The organism is Microbacterium sp. ARD31 (assembly GCF_031844425.1).
This window is the reverse complement of record NZ_JAUZVE010000041.1, coordinates 1-17,609: the sequence shown is the minus strand read 5'-3', so window position 1 is coordinate 17,609 and position 17,609 is coordinate 1. Positions and strand designations below refer to the sequence as shown.

The window sequence follows — 17,609 nt, the reverse complement described above, 5'->3', positions numbered from 1 at the left end:
TCGTCGCAGGCACCGGGTGATGCGGTGGCTGGGACCGGACAGAGGGAGCGATCGACCGGGAGCATCACCACGACCGGTCACCCAGATGAGCTGGACGCTTCGGCGACCTGCACATCGCCCGAAGGGCCCTTGCCGCTCATACCGACGAGGGCCCTTCACCTATTTCCGCCCCGGTGTCGAGGAGCTGGCTGGCAAGAATCGCCGGACAATCGGCATTCCGTCGGCAGACTCTGCCGTGGCCCTCGCCACGCCACGTTCAGTTGAATCGTCCCCATGACGCAGGAATCGGCCCAGCGGCGGATCAGGATCGGTATCGACACCGGTGGCACGTTCACCGACGTCGTCGCCTTCGACGAGGACTCGGGGGAGCTGGTCACCACCAAGACGCCCAGCACGCCGGGCAACCCGGCCGACGGGTTCATCGCCGGCATCGAGAAGATCCTCGGCATCGTCGGCGCCGGGGGCGGTGACATCTCGGCGGTGTCGCACGGCACCACGGTCGCGACCAACAAGCTCCTCGAGGGCAAGGTCGAGGCGCTCGGGTTCATCACGACCGAGGGCTACGAGTTCATGCTCGAGATCGCCCGGCAGTCGGTGCCCGACGGCTACGGCAACTCCTACTTCTGGGTCAAGCCCGACCGCATCGTGCCGGCCGACCGGGTCCGCACCGTCGGTGGCCGCCTCGACTTCACCGGCGCCGAGATCCGCCCCTTCGACGAGGAGGCCGCCGTCGCCGCGGCCCGCTGGTTCCGCGACCAGGGCATCAGCACGATCGGCGTCTGCCTGCTCCACGCCTACGCCAACGACGACCACGAGCTGCGGATGCGCGACATCCTGCGCCGCGAGCACCCCGACGCGGTGGTGTCGATCTCCAGCGAGGTGCTGCGCGAGTACCGCGAGTACGAGCGCTCCATGACCACGCTGGTCGACGCGGCCGTCAAGCCCAACGTCAGTCGCTACGTCACCAACATCTCCGAGCGGTTGATGGCCTTCACGGGTGGGCACAGGACCGGCAGCGAGATCCCGTTCTACGTGATGAAGTCCAACGGCGGCGTGCTGTCGGCCGACGAGGTCGTGCACCAGCCGATCACGACCGTGCTGTCCGGCCCGGCCGCCGGGGCGCTCGGTGCTGCGCTGATCGCGAAGGTCGCCGGCTTCCCGAAGATCCTGACCTGCGACGGCGGCGGCACCTCGACCGACGTGTCCGTCGTGCTCGACGGCGAGCCGACCCTCACCACCGAGGGCACGGTCGGCGCCTACCCCAGCAAGATCCCGATGATCGACGTGGTCACCGTCGGCGCCGGCGGCGGCTCGATCGCCTGGCTCTCGCCCGAGGGCACGCTCAAGGTCGGCCCCCACTCGGCCGGTGCCGACCCCGGCCCGCTCTGCTACGCCAAGGGCGGCACCCAGCCGACCATCACCGACGCCCACGTCACGCTCGGCCGGATCCCTCCCCACCTGCTCGGGGGCGAGATCCCGCTGGACGTCGAGGCCGCCCGGGCCGGCATCGCCGACCTCGCCGACCAGCTCGACCTCGACTTCGAGACCTGCGCGACGGGCATCCTGGAGATCTCCGCCTGGAACCAGGCCAACGCGCTGCGCCAGGTCAGCGTCAAGCGCGGGCTCGACGTGCGCGACTTCATGCTGACCACCTTCGGCGGCTCCGGCTCGCTGCTGGCCTGCCGGCTCGTCGACATCCTCGACCTCGCGGGCGTCGTCGTACCCCCCAACCCGGGCAACGTCAGCGCCTTCGGCCTGCTGACCGTCGACGTGAAGAACGACTACGTCCAGACCCACGTCGCCAAGGAGTCGGCGCTCGACCACGTGGCCGTCCAGTCCATCCTGGACGACCTGACAGCCCGGGCGCGCGAGGCCCTCGACAAGGAGGGTTTCGCCGCCGCGGAGCACCGCTTCCAGCGCACCATCGACGTGCGCTACGTCGGCCAGGCCTTCGAGGTGCGCGTCGCGGCCCCGGAGGGCGACGTCGACGACGCCTATGTCGCGCAGGTCGCGGAGACCTTCCACGCCGAGCACCGCCAGCTCTACGGCTACGACTTCCGCGGCGACCGCGACCAGCAGGTCGAGTGGGTCAACCTCCGCGTCACCGGCATCGGCCCCATCACCCGCCCCGAGATCCAGACCCTCGACAAGGCCGAGGGCGACCTCGAGGACCGCGCGGTCCGCGGCCGCCGCCCCGTCTGCTTCGACGCCGGCGAGGGCTACGTCGACACCCCGGTCATCTGGCGCCCCGACCTGGGAGCGGGTGACAGCTTCAGCGGCCCGGCCATCGTCGAGGAGTTCGGCTCGACCATCCCCGTCCACCCCGGCTTCGAGGTCGTGGTCGACGACTGGGCCAACCTCGTGATCCGGAAGACCAGCACCCAGGAGGGCGTGCGATGACCACCTTCGACACCACCGTCGACCCGGCGTACGTCACCGCGAAGCCGGTGAACCCGGCCGGCCTGCCGACGGCCTACGAGCACGGCGGCCGGCTCACCCCCGAGGGCACGACGGTGGACCCGATCCTCGTCGAGATCGTCCAGGGGACGCTGGCCAGCGTCGAGATGGAGGTCGAGACCGCGATCGGCCGCACCAGCCGCTCGCCGATGATCCGCGACGCCCACGACTTCCGCGCCGGCATCCACGACCGCCAGCTGCGCAAGCTCACCGGCCGCTCCTACAGCGCGCTCGTGCACCCGATCGTGCGCGACTACCCGATCGAGGAGATGCGCGAGGGCGACGTCTTCTTCCACAACGACGTCTACGAGTCCGAGGGCGGCATCGGCCACCTCCCCGACCTCTGCGTCACGGTGCCGGTGTTCCACGAGGGCGAGGTGGTCGCGTTCGTGCAGGCCTTCGGCCACCACGACGACATCGGCGGCGCGGTGCCCGGATCGATGCCCAGCAACGCCACGACCGTCTACGAGGAGGGCTTGGCCGTCCCGCCGATCAAGCTGTGGGACGCCGGCGTGCCGAACAGGTCGGCACTGCGGATCATGACCCGCAACTCGCGGATGCCCGACAGCCTCGCCGCCGACCTCGACGCCGAGTGCTCGGCCTGCCTCATGGGCGCGCGCCGGCTCGGCGAGCTCTTCGGCCGCTACGGCCGTGACGCGATCGAGGCGTCGTTCGACGCCATCCTCGACGCGACGACCGAGACCTACCGGCGCGAGATCCTGTCCAAGATCCCCGACGGCACCTACGTCTGGGAGGACTACGCCGAGCACGACGGCGTCGACGAGCCCCAGCTGCACACGCAGCGGATCACCCTGACCAAGGTCAGCGACGCCCCCGCGGACCCGGAGAACGGGCGTCCCGCCGGACCGCGGCTGATCATCGACTTCACCGGCACCAGCGCCCAGGCCAAGGGCCCGATCAACCACTGCGGCGACTACGTCGGCGGCAACTTCCTCAAGAAGTGGCTGGCGCCGATCCTGCGCAACCTCGCCGACACCCCGGAGCGGATGGCCGAGCTCGACGTCAACGAGGGCATCGTGCCGCTCATCGAGATGCGCTTCCCCGAGAAGGGCACGCTGCTCACCCCGATCCACCCCGCCCCGACCAACGCCCGCACCTTCGTGATCCTCCGGCTGCTCGGCGTGCTCGCCGGCGTGGTGGCCAAGGCGGTCGACGGCAAGATGCCGGCCGACCAGGAGACCATCCGCTACACCGGCGTCTACGGCAAGGACCTCGAGGGCAACGACTACCTCATGCGCGAGGTCCTCGGCGGCGGCTCGGGCGGGCGCTACTACGCCGACGGCGAGGACACCATCCACGTGGTGCCCGACTCCCGGAACCTGCCCACCGAGTTCACCGAGTCCCGCTTCCCGTTCATCGTCGAGCGCCTCGGCCTCGCGATGGACTCCGGCGGCGCGGGCGAGTTCCGCGGCGGCCTCGGCTACGAGAAGCACATCCGGATGCTCAAGGACGCGCACTTCATGTCCATCGCCGACCGGTCGATCCTCGCCTGCTGGGGCGTGCGCGGCGGCAGGGCGGGTGCGCCCTTCCAGGTCGTCATCGACCCGGGCGGTCCCGACGAGCGCGAGGTCGACGCCCTCGCCGACGCCGAGGTGGTCAAGGCCGGCCAGGTCGTCCGGATCCGGACGACGGGTGGCGGCGGCTGGGGCGACCCGCTGGCCCGCGACCCCGAGCTGGTCGTGCGTGACGTGGTGTGGCGCAAGGTCTCGCCTGAGGCCGCCCTGCGTGACTACGGCGTGGTGCTGACCGGATCGGCCGACGCCGGCGACCTGGGCTTCGACCCGGACGCCACGACCGCCGAGCGGGCCGGCCGCGCGGCGTGGAGCCGCGAGGACGACGCGTTCTTCGACCGCGGCCCGGGCTACTCCTCGCTCGCCGACGGTGCGGCCTTCGCCGAGGTCGACCGGATCTGAGTGCCCTGATGGTGGGACGCGTCGCGGTCCTCGGCGGGCACGGCAAGACCGGTCGCGCCGTCCGTGACGCACTGACCGCCCTCGACGTGGGGACGCTGCCGCTCGGCCGGGCCGACTGGCCCGACCTGGCGGCAGCGGTGACCGGCTGCGACGCGGCGTACCTCATCGCGCCCAACCTGCACCCCGACGAGCCGGCGTACGTCGCCGCGGTCCTCGAGGCGCTGTCGGTCGCGGGCGTGGGCCGGGTGGTCTACCACTCGGTCGCCTCGCCCTACGCGCCCGCGATGCCGCACCACGTCGGCAAGGCCGTCAGCGAGGACCTGGTCCGTCGCAGCGGCCTCGACTGGACGATCCTCCAGCCGGGGGCGTACCTGCAGAACCTCGACCTGACCGGCCCGGTGGACCTGCCCTACTCGCCCGACGTGCCGTTCGGCTTCCTCGACCTCGCGGACCTCGGGCGGTCCGCCGCCGTCGTCCTCACCGAGCCCGGTCACGCGGGGGCGACGTACGAGCTCGCCACCCGGGTCGCGACGGTGCGCGAGCTGGCGTCCGAGGCGGGCGTGCCCGTGCGCCGCGTGAGCGATCCCGGCACGCATCCCTGGCTGTCGGCGATGTTCGCCCACTACGACGACCACGGGCTGCCCGTCGGCACCCGCGTGCTCGACGCGCTGCTGCGCGCCCGCGCCTGACGCCCGCCTCCCGTCGCGAGGAAAGGACAGGAACCCCGGGCCCGGGTCCTGCCATGATCGCGCCCATGACGACTCCGGAGACGTACGCCGACCTCGGCGAGGCGGCGTGGCGATGGGTGCTCGACCAGGTCCGGTGGGACGACGACGGGCCGTGGATCCCCGAGTCCGTGCCGCACGGCGGTCCGCCCGAGGAGCGCGACGGCATGCACAGCGGGATCGGCGGGCTCGCCCACGTGCTGGCCGAGGCCCGCGAGGCGCGGCCGTGGACCGGCGAGGAGCAGCGGCTCGCCGACGGGATCACCGCCCGCATCCGGAGCCGCTTGTCGACGACCACGACCTACACCTACTTCGACGGCCTGGTCAGCGACCTCGGCGTGCTGTCCGCGCTCGGCGCCGACGGCGCTGACGAGGCGATCGCCCGGTTGGCCGCGCTGGCCACGGACGACGGCTGGGACCAGCCCTGGATGACGCCGCCGCGCTTCCCCGAGCACACGCGCATCAACGACGCCACGCTCGGCACGGCGGGCAACCTCCTGGGGGCCGTGTGGGCGCACCGGCACGGCACGCCCGGAGCCACCGAGCTCGCGCACCGCACCGCCGACCTGCTGCTCGCCGAGGCCGAGCCGACCGAGGCGGGCACGAACTGGCCCTTCGTCCCACACCGGTTCACCGAGCAGGTGCGCGCCGAGCGCGGCGAGATGGAGATGCCCAACTGGTCGCACGGGCTCGCCGGGATCGCCGCCGCGCTCGCGGTCGCGGGGTCGGAGCTGGGGAGACCCGACCTGGTGGACGCCGCCCGCAGCGGGGCCGAGCACCTGGTCACGCTCGGGGACACGAGCGACGACGGCTTCGTGGTGCCGCACGTCATCCCCGCGGAGCCCGACACGGACGAGGTCACCTACAGCTGGTGCCACGGGCCGACCGGCACCTCGCTGCTCTTCACGGCGCTCGAGCACGCGGGCGTCCGGGAGGTGGCGGGGGAGAGCCCCGTCCGGTGGCAGCGGCGCTGCCTGCACAGCATCCGTACGTCCGGGGTCCCCGAGCGGCTGCGGCCGGGCTTCTGGGACAACGACGGCCGCTGCTGCGGGACCGCCGGGGTCGGCGACGTCTTCCTCGACGCCTGGCAGCGGCGCGGGGTCGACGACGACCTCGCCTTCGCGCAGGTGCTGGGCGACGCCCTCGTGGAGCGGTCGATCGTGGACGGCGAGGGCGCCTGCTGGCGCTTCACGGAGCACCGCAACGAGGACCCGTTGCTCCCGCCCGGCGTCGGCTGGATGCAGGGCACCGCCGGCATCGCGGCGTACCTCCTGCGGCTCGCGCGCGTGCTCCGCGAAGGACGTACGACGCCCGCGGTCGCCCGGCTCGACACCTGGTGGAACGTCCCGCCGTCATGACCCCGCCGCGCCGAGCCGAGCGCCCACGAGCCGGCACGCAGCGGCGAGCTCGGCGGGCGCGACCTGCTCGAGGTCGGCGTCGAAGCGCGCCAGCGCGGCTGCCAGCGCGGGCCACGACCAGGCGCCGAGACTGATCCGGCAGGTCCCGTCGGCCAGGTCCTCCACCTCGCCGTCGCCGACGAACGGCGCGACCGCGTGGGCCGGAGAGCGGAGCACGGCCGATCCCCGGCACGGCCACGCGTCCTCGCCGGTCGAGCCCTTGAAGCGCGCGGCGACGAACGTGGCGACGTCGGGGGTGGGGAGGGCGCGCGGGGTGAAGCGCGGTCCGTGCGGGGTGCGCAGCCGCATCCGGTCCAGCCGGTAGGTGCGCCAGTCGTCCCGGTCGAGGTCCCAGCCGACGACGTACCACCGCGAGTGCCGCCGGACCAGGTGCCGAGCCTCGGTCCGGCGGGCCGGACCGTCCGCCACGTCGCCGTAGTCGAAGCGCAGCACCTCGCACCGCCGGATCGCCTCGCTCACCGCCACGAGGGCCGCCGGGTCGACGTGCGGACCACGGTCGAGCCCGGTGACCTCGACGGCGTCCACGCGGTGCCGGACCCGGCTCGGGAGCACCTGCCTGACCGTCGCGAGCGCGCGAGCGGCCCCCGCCGCCACCCCGTCGTCCAGGTCCGCCGCGAGGCGCAGCGCCACGGCGAGCGCGACCGCCTGCTCCTCGTCGAAGAGCAACGGCGGCAGCTCGCTGCCCGGCTCCAGCCGGTAGCCCCCGTCGGGGCCCTTCGCGGCCGCGACCCGGTAGCCGAGCGCCCGGAGCCGGTCGACGTCGCGGCGCACCGTGCGCTCCGTGACCTCGAGCCGCTCGGCGAGCACGGCTCCGGGCCACTGTCGGCGTGCCTGCAGCAGCGACAGCAGCGCGAGCAGCCGCCCGGTGGGGCCGGCGCTGGTGTCGGACATGTGCCCATCCTGCCCGAAGTAGCGGACAGGAACAGTCCTGTTCTCCCGACAGAGTGGCGTCATCGGCTGGAACCACCGGCCGCACCGAGAGGAACCACCATGACCGTCGACGTCACCCCGCACCTCAACTTCCGCGGCCGCGCGCGCGAGGCGCTCACCTTCTACCGCGACGCCCTCGGCGGCGAGCTCGTCCTCGTCACCTACGCCGACGCCCACGCCGTGCAGGACCCGGCCGAGGCCGACCAGGTCATGTGGGGCCAGGTCGTCGCCCCCAGCGGCGTGCGCGTGATGGCGTACGACGTCCCGGCCGCGACGGCGTACGACGCCGGCACCATCCCGTTCTTCGTCTCGCTTCGCGGCGACGACGCCGACGAGGTGTCGGCCCTCTGGTCGGGACTGGCTGACGGGGCCACGGTCCTGCAGGACCTCGGTCCCTCCGGCTGGGCGCCGCTCTACGGCATGCTGCGCGACCGTTTCGGCGTCACCTGGGTCCTCGACGTCGCGGTGGCGTACCCCGCCTGACCGCTCGGCCGCACGTGGGTCAGGGCTCGATGAGCCCGGCCCGGATGGCGTAGCGGGTCAGCTCGACGCGGTCACGCATGCCGAGCTTGGCGAGGATGTTGGCCCGGTGGCCCTCGACGGTCTTGAGCGCGATGTGGAGCTCGCGGGCGATCTCTCGCGAGGAGCGGCCCTCGGCGATCAGCTTGATCACCTGGTCCTCGCGGGCGGTGAGCACCGACGTCGGCACCCGCTCGCCGCGCCGAAGCCGGTCGAGGTAGTCGCGCACCAGCGTGCTCTCGGCGCCGGGGTAGAGGAAGGTCTCGCCCCGCATGGCGGCCCGGCAGGCGCCGACGAGGTCCTCGTCGGCGACGGACTTCAGGACGTAGCCGCTGGCGCCGGCCTTGAGGGCTCCGAAGAAGTACTGCTCGTTGTCGTGCATCGACAGCATCAGGATCTTCGGCGGGTCGCGCCGTTGCGCGATCTCGGCGGCCGCCTGCAGGCCGGTCATCCGGGGCATCGCGATGTCGAGGACGACGAGGTCGACCTCGGTGTCGCGCACCCGCTGCACGGCCTCGGCGCCGTCGGCGGCCTCCGCCACCACCGAGAGGTCCGGCTCCTGCTCCAGGATCAGCCTGACCCCGCGGCGGACGAGGGTGTGGTCGTCGGCGAGCAGGATCCGGATCACGCGGCACCCCCGACCGGGACCTTCAGGCGCACGGTGGTCCCGTGCCGCGGACGGCTGATCACCGACAGCTCGGCCCGGACCAGCGCGGCGCGCTCGCGCATCCCCATCAGCCCGGAGCCCTCCTCCAGGCCGTCGAAGCCCCGCCCGTCGTCCCTCACCTCGAGCACGACGCTGTCGCCGAGCTTCTGCAGCGACAGCTCCACGGCCTGTGCGTCGGAGTGCCGGGCCGCGTTGGTGAGGGCCTCCTGCGCCACCCGGTAGACCACCACCTCGGCCTCGGGGCTCAGCGGCGGCAGCCCCGGCGCGAAGGAGCGGCGCACCGATGCCGAGCTGTGGTCGGCGAAGTCGGTGGCGAGCGCGGCCAGCGCACTGGCCAGCCCGAGGTCCTCCAGCACGCCGGGGCGCAGCCGTCGCGCCACCCGGCGTACGTCGTCGAGGCCCGCGCGGGCGCTCTCCCGGACCGCGGCCAGCTCGGGCACCAGCCCGGCCGGTGCCCGGGACTCGGCCTGCTTGAGCCCGAGCAGCACGACGGTGAGGCTCTGCCCGACCTCGTCGTGCAGCTCCTGGGCGATCCGGTGCCGCTCGGCCTCCTGGGCCGCCAGGGCGCGCGCGTCGCCGGCCCGACGCTCCTCGGCGAGCCGGAGCATCAGCCCGTTCACGCTCTCCGCGATGCCGCGGATCGGACCCGACCCCTCCTCGGGGAGCCGGCGGGGTGCGAGGTCGTCGATGCCCTCCAGTCGCGCGATGAGCCGCTGCAGCGGCGCCAGCGCCCACCGGATCAGCAGCGCGTTGGTCAGCAGCATCACGACCAGCCCGAGACCGATCACCACGATCTCCGACGGCACCGGGTCGGCGGACACGCTCGCCGGCGACAGGACCAGCACCAGCGCCCCCACCACGAACACCACGCCGTTGATCAGGCAGATCGTCCAGAACAGCGGGAGGTGGCGCGGCCAGTGCATGTGGTCACCCTCGCAGATGGGGTCCAGCCCCCATGGGGTCGAGCGCTCGCGCTCCGAAGACTGGTGGCATGCCCCCACCGGAGGAGAACACCGCCGTCGATCCCACGGGTGCCGCGTGGGTGGTCTGGCTGGTGATCGTCGGCCCGGGCCTGCTGTTCGTCACCCTCGCCTGCGTACGACGGGTGGGCCCGGGCGAGCTGGTGCTGGTCGTGCGCCAGGGTCGCGTCGTGCGCGTCGGCCACCGCGGCTTCCTCGCGCGCTGGCCGGGCCTCGAGCGCTTCGAGCCGGTGCCCACCGGACCGCAGGTCCTTCCCCTGGTCGTGCGCTCACGCACCCGCGACGGGGTCGACGTGGTGGCCCTGGCCGACCTCACCCTGGAGGTGAGGCGGGTCCAGCCGGGGGCGGACTTCGTGCCGGCGGAGCAGGTCGTCCGCGTGGCCGAGGAGATCGTCGGAGCATCGGTGGAGCGGCTCGAGGTCGGCACCCTCGTCGACGACCTGGAGGGGCTGGAGGACCGGTGGCCCCGGGAGGTCAACCGCCGGCTCCCCGCGGGCACGGTCGCCACCGGGGTCGCGGTGACCGAGGTGGAGGCGCGGCTCACCGGAGGTGCCAGGTGAGCGAGACGCCGTACTTCGTCGAGGTGGCCGTGTCGGTGGCCCTCCTGGCCTCCGCCATCGGCTTCGCGGTCGGGCTGGCGATCGGTCGCGGGCGCCAGCCCCGGTGGCAGGAGAAGGGCAGCTTCGTGCACAAGGTGTCGATCGGGTTCGCCACGCTCGACCGCCTCGACGCGGTGTTGCTGCGCTTCGAGGTCGAGCCCGGCTCGCGCCTGTCCGGGGTGGAGATCGGGGAGCTCCGGCTGCCCACCGGCTCGGCCGTCGCGCTCGTCACCCGCGGCACGGAGGTCGTCGTCCCGGAGGCACGCAGCGTGCTGCGGACCGGTGACCAGGTGCTGGTCGTGGCCGCCCTCGGCCAGGTCACCGAGGTCGAGGAACGCCTCCGCTCCGTGAGCCGCTACGGCCGCCTCGCCGGCTGGGCCGAGGACATCGCCGAGGAGTCGGGCTCGGCCCGCAGGTACGGCGTGCGGCGCCGGGCCGAGGTGGGGACCGCGTGATCCTCACCTCGGCGGCGCTGGCCGTCTTCATCGTCAGCTACGCCCTCATCGCGACCGAGCGCGTCCACCGCGTCGCCGCCGCGCTCGGCGGCGTCGCCGGCATGGTCGTCATCGGCCTCGTCGACGCGGAGACCGCGTTCTTCGACGAGCACACCGGCGTCGACTGGAACGTCATCTTCCTGCTCTTCGGGATGATGATCATCGTCGGCGTGCTCAAGCAGACCGGCCTCTTCGAGTTCCTGGCGCTGTGGGCGGCCAAGAAGTCCGGCGGCCACCCCTACAGGCTGCTCGTCCTGCTCGTGCTCGTCGGTGCCGCGGTCGCGCCGATCCTGGACAACGTCACCTGCGTGCTCCTGGTCGCGCCCGTGACGCTGTCGGTGTGCCGGCGGCTCGCGCTGCCGTCGGCGCCGTACCTCATCTCGCTGATCCTCGCCTCCAACATCGGCGGGATGTCCACCCTCATCGGCGACCCCCCGAACATCATCATCGGCAGCCGGGCGGGCCTGAGCTTCAGCGACTTCCTCGTCCACTCGCTGCCGCTGACCGTCGTGCTGCTGGTGCTGTTCGTGGTGATGGCGCGCTGGTTGTTCCGCAAGGACATGCAGGTGATGGGCGACGTGCACGGCCTCGACGACCTGCGCCCGGCCGACGCGATCACCAACGTGCGGATGCTGCGCCGGTCCCTGGTGGTGCTGTTCCTGGTGATGGTCGCCTTCAGCCTGCACACGGTCCTGCACCTCGACCCGTCGGTGGTGGCGATGATGGGCGCGGGTGCGACCGTGCTGGTCTCGCGGACCGAGCCCGAGGAGTTCCTCGAGGAGGTCGAGTGGGGCACCCTCGCGTTCTTCATGGCCCTGTTCGTCCTGGTCGGCGCGCTGGTGCAGGTGGGCGTCATCGGGGCGATCAGCGAGTGGGCCGCCGAGGCGATGGGCGACCGCGAGCTGCTCGGCGCGACGGCGCTGCTCTTCGGCTCGGGCGTGGTGGGAGCCTTCGTCGACAACATCCCCTACACGACCGCCACGGTCCCGGTGGTCGAGGAGATGGTGGCCGGCACCGGGGCCTCCGGGGCCGACAGCCCGCTGTGGTGGGCCTTCGTCTTCGGCGCCGACCTCGGCGGCAACGCCACGGCCGTGGCCGCGGGCGCGAACGTGGTGGTGCTCGGCATCGCCGCCAAGGCGGGGGAGCCGATCAGCTTCTGGGGGTTCACCAGGTACGGCGTCGTGGTGACGGCGATGACCCTCGTGGTGGCCTGGCTCTACGTCTACCTCCGGTACTTCGCGCTCGCCTGACCGCTCGCCGCGGGCGTGGGGCGGGCGCACACTGGACCGATGGACGAGGACGTCGAGGAGATGGACCGCGACCGGCTGGTCGCGGAGGTGCTGGCCCTGAGGGCGGCGATCCGCACGCACCGGGACAGCTCGGGCCACGACCTGTGCTGGCACCACCCCGACCTGTGGAGCCTGCTGCCCGAGCAGGTCGAGCCGGCGATCGCCGTCCCGCCCTGGCCGCAGTTCCTGCGCGGCTGCGTGGCCTACCGGCAGTCCCTGGAGCGACAGGCGCCCGGGGCCCCCACCCACGCAGCCGAGTACGACGCGTGACCCCCGGCGCCGCCCCCTTGGCAAGACCTGACCAGCGTCGCGCCGGGCGCTGACAACTGTTGCCGGTGGGCCGCGTGTCGCGCATCACTACGGTTGCGTCCATGAGGGTCCTGCTCGCACTCGGCGGAAACGCCATGACGAACGCCGACGGCCGGGCCCGGCCCGAGGACCAGATCGCCGCCGCGCAGGTCGCCATGGCCGCGGTCGCCGGCCTGCTCGAGCACGACCACGACGTCGTCATCACCCACGGCAACGGCCCGCAGGTCGGCAACCTCCTCGTCAAGAACGAGCTCGCTGCCGCCGTCGTGCCGCCCGTCCCGCTGGACTGGTGCGGCGCGCAGACCCAGGCGACGCTGGGCTTCGTCCTCATGGACGCGCTCGACCGCGAGCTCGCGCTGCGCGGGGTCGACCGTCGCAGCGCGGCCCTGGTGACCCGCACGCTGGTCGACGCCGACGACGAGGGCTTCACCCGCCCCACCAAGCCGATCGGCCGCCACCTGCCGGAGGCCGAGGCCAAGGTGCTGATGGACCACGGCGAGACGTGGGAGGACCGCGGCGAGAAGGGGTGGCGGCGCGTGGTCGCCTCGCCCGAGCCGCGGGAGATCCTCGACGCACCGGCGGTCCTCGCGCTCATCGAGTCCGGCTTCGTCGTGGTCGCCAACGGTGGCGGCGGCATCCCCCACGTGCGCCGTCCCGACGGCTCGCTCGCCGGCGTCGAGGCCGTCATCGACAAGGACCTCGGGGCCGCCCTGCTCGCCGGGACCACCGGCGCCGACGTGCTCGTCATCGCCACCGACGTGCCCAACGCGGTCATCCGCTGGGGCACCCCCGAGGCCGAGCCCCTCGGCACCGTGACCGTCGCGGAGCTGCGCGCGTACGCCGCCGAGGGCCACTTCGCGTCCGGCTCGATGGGCCCCAAGGTCGACGCCGTGTGCCGCTTCGTCGAGACCACCGGCAAGCGGGGCGTCATCACCAGCCTCGACCAGATCACCGCAGCGGTCGCCGGAGACGCCGGCACCGTCGTCGTACCGTCCGCCGCTCTCGGCGGTTGAGTGCGAGCGCAGCGAGCCTCGAAACCCACCACCAGAAGGAGCCCAGATGCCCAGCGCCATTGAAGTCCGCAAGGTCCCCATCCACTCCGTCGCCGACGCCTCGGAGCTGACGAAGCTCGTCGACGAGGGCGTCATCGCCGCCGACCGGGTCTTCGCGATCATCGGCAAGACCGAGGGCAACGGCGGCGTCAACGACTACACCCGCATCATCGCCGACCGGGCGTTTCGCGAGGCGCTGGTCGCCAAGGGCGCCGACCCCGAGCAGGTCAAGGGCATCCCGATCGTGTGGTCCGGCGGCACCGACGGCGTGATCAGCCCCCACGCCACCATCTTCGCCACCACCGACGTCCCCGAGGACGACCCGTCGCGCGAGGAGCTGCGGCTCACCGCCGGCTTCGCGATGAGCGAGGCGATCCTGCCTGAGGAGATCGGCTACACCGCGATGATCGAGAAGGTCGCCGCGGGCGTGAAGGTCGCGATGGAGCGCGCCGGGATCACCGACCCGGCCGACGTCCACTACGTCCAGACCAAGACCCCGCTGCTCACCATCCACACCATCCGCGACGCCAAGTCGCGCGGCAAGAAGGTGTGGACCGAGCACACCCACGAGTCGATGGACCTCTCCAACGGCGTCACCGGCCTCGGCATCGCCGTCGCCCTCGGCGAGATCGACATGCCCACCGACGAGGACGTGATGCACAACCGCGAGCTCTACTCCTCGGTCGCCTCCTGCTCGTCCGGCGTCGAGCTCGACCAGGCGCAGATCGTCGTCGTCGGCAACGCCAAGGGGGTCGGCGGCAAGTACCGCATCGGCCACTCGGTGATGAAGGACGCCCTCGACGCCGACGGCATCTGGGAGGCCATCCGCTCCGCCGGCCTCGACCTCCCCGAGCGCCCGCGCACGAGCGACCTCGACGACCGCCTGGTCAACGTCTTCCTCAAGTGCGAGGCCAGCCAGGACGGCATGGTCCGCGGCCGCCGCAACGCCATGCTCGACGACTCCGACGTGCACTGGCACCGCCAGATCAAGTCGTGCGTCGGCGGCGTCACCGCAGCCGTGACGGGCGACCCGGCGGTCTTCGTCTCGGTCTCCGCGGCCCACCAGGGGCCCGAGGGCGGCGGCCCGGTGGCCGCCATCGTCGACCTGTCCTGACCCGTCCTGCCCGTTCGCGCAGGTTCCTCCACACCCCTTCCTCCACACCCCGTCCGCGGGGCCGGCAGCGGATTGTCGGTCCCGCGTGATGGGGTGTCCTGCATGAGCACGACGACCACCCGCTACCACCTCGTGCGGCCCGTGCACGACGTCGTCGTGCCCGAGCTCGACGAGCACCAGCAGCGCGTCGTCGACCACGAGGGCGGTCCGCTGCTCGTCCTCGCCGGCCCCGGCACGGGCAAGACCACGACGCTGGTCGAGGCGATCGTCGACCGCATCGAGCACCGCGGCGCCTCGCCCGACGCGGTGCTCGCCCTCACCTTCTCCCGCAAGGCCGCCGAGCAGCTGCGCGACCGCGTCACCGCCCGCGTCGCCCGCACGACCTCCGCGGCCGCGTGCTCCACCTTCCACTCCTTCGCTTACGCGCTCGTCAGGAAGTACGCCCCCCACGAGCTCTACGAAGGGGCCATCCGGCTGCTGTCCGCCCCGGAGGCCGACGTGGTGCTGCGCGAGCTGTTGCGCGACAACCCCGAGTCGGTCGTGTGGCCCGAGCCCCTGCGGCGCGCAGTCGGCACCCGCGGCTTCGTCCGGGAGGTGCAGGCGGTGCTCGCCCGCGCCCGGGAGAAGGGGCTCGACCCCGCCGGGCTGCGCGGGCTGGGCATCGAGCACGACCTGCCCGAGCTGGTCGCGGCCGGCCTGTTCCTCGAGCAGTACCTCACCGTCCTCGACAACCTCGGCGCGACCGACTACTCCGACCTCATCCGCCGCGCGGTGATCGAGGCCGAGGCCCACCGCGACGAGCTCCGCGCCCGCTACCACCACGTCTTCGTCGATGAATACCAGGACACCGACCCGGGGCAGGTCGCGCTGCTGCGCGCGATCGCGGGCGACGGGCGCGACCTGACCGTCGTGGGCGACCCGCACCAGTCGATCTACGGCTTCCGCGGGGCCGACGTGCGCGGCATCCTCGACTTCCCGGCCGCCTTCGCGACCTCGGCCGGGGCGCCCGCGCCCGTCGTCGTGCTCCGCCGCACCCGCCGCTTCGGGCCGCGCATCCTGCTGGCCGCCGGGCGCGTCGCGTCGCGGCTGACGCTGACCGGCAGCATCTCGCCCGACGCTCGCGAGGCGTTCCTCGCCCCCGAGGCCGTCCCCGGCCCCCAGGGCGACGGCCGCGTCGAGGTCGTCACCTACGACACCGAGCGGGCCGAGGCCGAGCGCCTCGCCGACCTGCTCCGGCGCGCCCACCTCGAGGACGGCATCGCCTGGGAGCGGATGGCCGTGCTCGTGCGCTCGGGTCGCACCAGCATCCCGCCGCTGCGCCGCGCGCTCGCCGCCGCCGGCGTGCCCGTCGAGGTGGCCTCCGACGACCTGCCGCTCGTCCGCGACCCGGCCGTGCTGCCCCTCCTCGACGGGCTCCGCGCGGTGGTCAACCTCGACAACGACGACCCCGACTCACCTGACTTCCTCGACCCGGGCCGGATCGAGTCGCTGCTCCTCTCGCCGCTCGGCGGGCTCGACGCCTCCGACCTGCGGGCCCTGGTGCGCCGGCTGCGGCAGCGCGAGAAGGAGCACGCCGACGCCGCCGAGCGTCGCACCTCCCGGGAGCTGCTGCGGCTGGCCGTCGTGGCGCCGGGCTTCCTCGACGGCCTCGAAGGCCCTGACGTCGAGCGCGCCCGGGCGCTGGCCACCCTCCTGCGCGACGGCGCCCGGATGCTGGAGGACCGCGCCGGCGTCGAGGACGTGCTGTGGCACCTCTGGTCGACCACCCCGTGGCCGACCCGGCTGCGGCGCCAGGTCGACGCGGGTGGCGCCTCCGCCCGACGCGCCCACCGCGACCTCGACGCGGTCGTCGCGCTCTTCGAGCTCGCCGCGCGCGCGGTCGACCAGCGCGACCACGTCGGCGTGGCCACGTTCTTCGCCAGCCTCGTCGCGCAGCAGCTGCCCGCCGACACCCTCGCCGAGCGCGGTGTCCGGGGCGCCGCCGTCCGGCTGCTCACGGCCCACCGCTCCAAGGGCCTCGAGTGGGACCTCGTCGTGGTCGCCCACGTCCAGCAGGAGGGGTGGCCCGACCTGCGTCGGCGCGCGACCCTGCTCGGCGCCGACCGCATCGGCGTCGACGCCTCCGGGCACCCGGACCTGGTCCCGCCCGTGACGGCCCGGGCGCTGCTGATGGAGGAGCGCCGGCTCTTCTACGTCGCCTGCACGCGCGCACGTCGACGGCTCGTGGTGAGCGCGGTGCGCTCGCCCGACGACGACGGCGAGCAGCCCTCGCGGTTCCTCGAGGAGCTCGGCGTGACCATCGACCACCAGGACGGCCGGCCGCCCCGGCCGCTGTCCCTGGGCGGCCTCGTCGCCGAGCTGCGCCGCACCGCCGCCGACCCCGGCCTCTCCGCGCCGCTGCGCGAGGCGGCCGCCCGGCGCCTCGCGGCGCTCGCGGCCGAGGAGGTCGACGGACGGCAGCTGGTGCCCACCGCGGACCCCTCCACCTGGTGGGGCACCCGCAGCGCCACCCGGTCGGTCCAGCCGATCCGCGACCCGGAGGGGCCGGTGCCGATCTCGGCGAGCATGCTCGAGTCGATCCTGCTCTGCCCGGCGCAGTGGTTCTTCGAGCGCGAGGCCGGTGGGGTCTCGGCAGTGCACCAGTCCGCCAACCTCGGCCAGGTGCTCCACGCGCTGGCCGAGCGCGTGGTCCGCGGCGAGCTCCCGGCTGAGGTCGAGCCGCTGATGGCCGAGGTCGAGGCCATCTGGGACCGCCTCGCCTTCCGCACGCCGTGGTCGCGCCAGCGCGAGCTCGCCCGGATCCGCAAGGCGGTCGCCCGGTTCGTGCAGTGGCACCTCGCCAACCCGCGCACGGTCCTCGGCGCCGAGACCCGCTTCCGGTCCGTCGTCGACGTCGACGGCCGGCCGGTGGCCCTCACCGGCTATGCCGACCGGCTCGAGATCGACGACGCCGGCCGGGTGGTCGTCGTCGACTTCAAGAGCGCCCGCACGGCGCCGACGGGCCCGGCGGTCGCCGGCAACCTCCAGCTCGCCCTCTACCAGTACGCCGTCGACGCGGGCGCCCTCGACGAGGAGGCCGGCCGGCCGATGCGCTCCGGCGGTGCCGAGCGGGGGCCGCGCGG

15 protein-coding genes are annotated in these 17,609 nt (G+C 73.4%); 12 read left to right on the top strand and 3 right to left on the bottom strand.

Translation table 11 applies throughout. The annotated features are described in order from the left end of the window. The first annotated feature begins 273 nt into the window (after window positions 1-273). The 4 genes from Q9S36_RS40990 (at window position 274) to Q9S36_RS40975 (ending at window position 6,474) form a co-directional block, all read left to right on the top strand. Window positions 274-2,400 (top strand): hydantoinase/oxoprolinase family protein, encoded by a 2,127-nt coding sequence (locus Q9S36_RS40990; protein WP_311290509.1) that lies wholly within the window; start codon window positions 274-276, stop codon window positions 2,398-2,400. Further along, window positions 2,397-4,391, top strand: coding sequence for a hydantoinase B/oxoprolinase family protein (locus Q9S36_RS40985; RefSeq protein WP_311290508.1), 1,995 nt, complete (start codon window positions 2,397-2,399; stop codon window positions 4,389-4,391). Before Q9S36_RS40990 ends, Q9S36_RS40985 begins: the two co-directional genes overlap by 4 nt. A gap of 8 nt (window positions 4,392-4,399) precedes the next feature. Then, a complete protein-coding gene (locus Q9S36_RS40980; protein WP_311290507.1) occupies window positions 4,400-5,080 on the top strand; it encodes an NAD(P)H-binding protein in 681 nt (226 codons plus the stop codon). Window positions 5,081-5,145: 65 nt separating this feature from the next. Next, window positions 5,146-6,474 (top strand): lanthionine synthetase LanC family protein, encoded by a 1,329-nt coding sequence (locus Q9S36_RS40975; protein ID WP_311290506.1) that lies wholly within the window; start codon window positions 5,146-5,148, stop codon window positions 6,472-6,474. Here Q9S36_RS40975 and Q9S36_RS40970 read toward each other — a convergent pair. Beyond that, window positions 6,469-7,425 carry a WYL domain-containing protein gene (locus Q9S36_RS40970; RefSeq protein ID WP_311290505.1) on the bottom strand — a complete coding sequence of 319 codons (957 nt, stop codon included), beginning with the start codon at window positions 7,423-7,425 and terminating at the stop codon, window positions 6,469-6,471. The genes Q9S36_RS40975 and Q9S36_RS40970 overlap by 6 nt on opposite strands. A 99-nt stretch (window positions 7,426-7,524) precedes the next feature. On the opposite strand from Q9S36_RS40970, the gene Q9S36_RS40965 reads away from it, so the two are divergent. Next, entirely contained in the window at window positions 7,525-7,947 is a 423-nt protein-coding gene (locus tag Q9S36_RS40965; protein ID WP_311290504.1) for a VOC family protein, read from the top strand. Between the two features lie 19 nt (window positions 7,948-7,966). On the opposite strand, the gene Q9S36_RS40960 is transcribed toward Q9S36_RS40965, so the two are convergent. Both Q9S36_RS40960 and Q9S36_RS40955 read right to left on the bottom strand, forming a co-directional pair. Next, entirely contained in the window at window positions 7,967-8,611 is a 645-nt protein-coding gene (locus Q9S36_RS40960; protein WP_311290503.1) for a response regulator transcription factor, read from the bottom strand. Beyond that, window positions 8,608-9,573, bottom strand: coding sequence for a sensor histidine kinase (locus tag Q9S36_RS40955; protein WP_311290502.1), 966 nt, complete (start codon window positions 9,571-9,573; stop codon window positions 8,608-8,610). The genes Q9S36_RS40960 and Q9S36_RS40955 overlap by 4 nt, the downstream gene beginning before the upstream one ends. Window positions 9,574-9,641: 68 nt before the next feature. Here Q9S36_RS40955 and Q9S36_RS40950 point away from each other — a divergent pair, with 68 nt between their 5' ends. From Q9S36_RS40950 to Q9S36_RS40920, 7 genes are all read left to right on the top strand, one after another. Continuing rightward, window positions 9,642-10,190, top strand: a complete 549-nt coding sequence (locus Q9S36_RS40950) for an SPFH domain-containing protein (RefSeq protein WP_311290501.1) — start codon at window positions 9,642-9,644, stop codon at window positions 10,188-10,190. Then, window positions 10,187-10,684: a TrkA C-terminal domain-containing protein gene (locus tag Q9S36_RS40945; RefSeq protein WP_311290500.1), complete on the top strand. Its 498-nt coding sequence runs from the start codon at window positions 10,187-10,189 to the stop codon at window positions 10,682-10,684. The genes Q9S36_RS40950 and Q9S36_RS40945 overlap by 4 nt, the downstream gene beginning before the upstream one ends. Then, window positions 10,681-11,973, top strand: a complete 1,293-nt coding sequence (locus Q9S36_RS40940; RefSeq protein WP_311290499.1) for an ArsB/NhaD family transporter — start codon at window positions 10,681-10,683, stop codon at window positions 11,971-11,973. Before Q9S36_RS40945 ends, Q9S36_RS40940 begins: the two co-directional genes overlap by 4 nt. 39 nt (window positions 11,974-12,012) lie before the next feature. Continuing rightward, entirely contained in the window at window positions 12,013-12,282 is a 270-nt protein-coding gene (locus tag Q9S36_RS40935; protein ID WP_311290498.1) for a hypothetical protein, read from the top strand. Between the two features lie 101 nt (window positions 12,283-12,383). Next, window positions 12,384-13,334, top strand: a complete 951-nt coding sequence (locus Q9S36_RS40930; protein WP_311290497.1) for a carbamate kinase — start codon at window positions 12,384-12,386, stop codon at window positions 13,332-13,334. Window positions 13,335-13,380: 46 nt separating this feature from the next. Further along, on the top strand, window positions 13,381-14,487 hold the full coding sequence (locus Q9S36_RS40925) for a ring-opening amidohydrolase (protein WP_311290496.1): 1,107 nt from the start codon (window positions 13,381-13,383) through the stop codon (window positions 14,485-14,487). Window positions 14,488-14,589: 102 nt separating this feature from the next. Then, window positions 14,590-17,609: ATP-dependent DNA helicase (locus Q9S36_RS40920; protein WP_311290495.1), on the top strand; the 3,020-nt coding region annotated here is incomplete at its 3' end.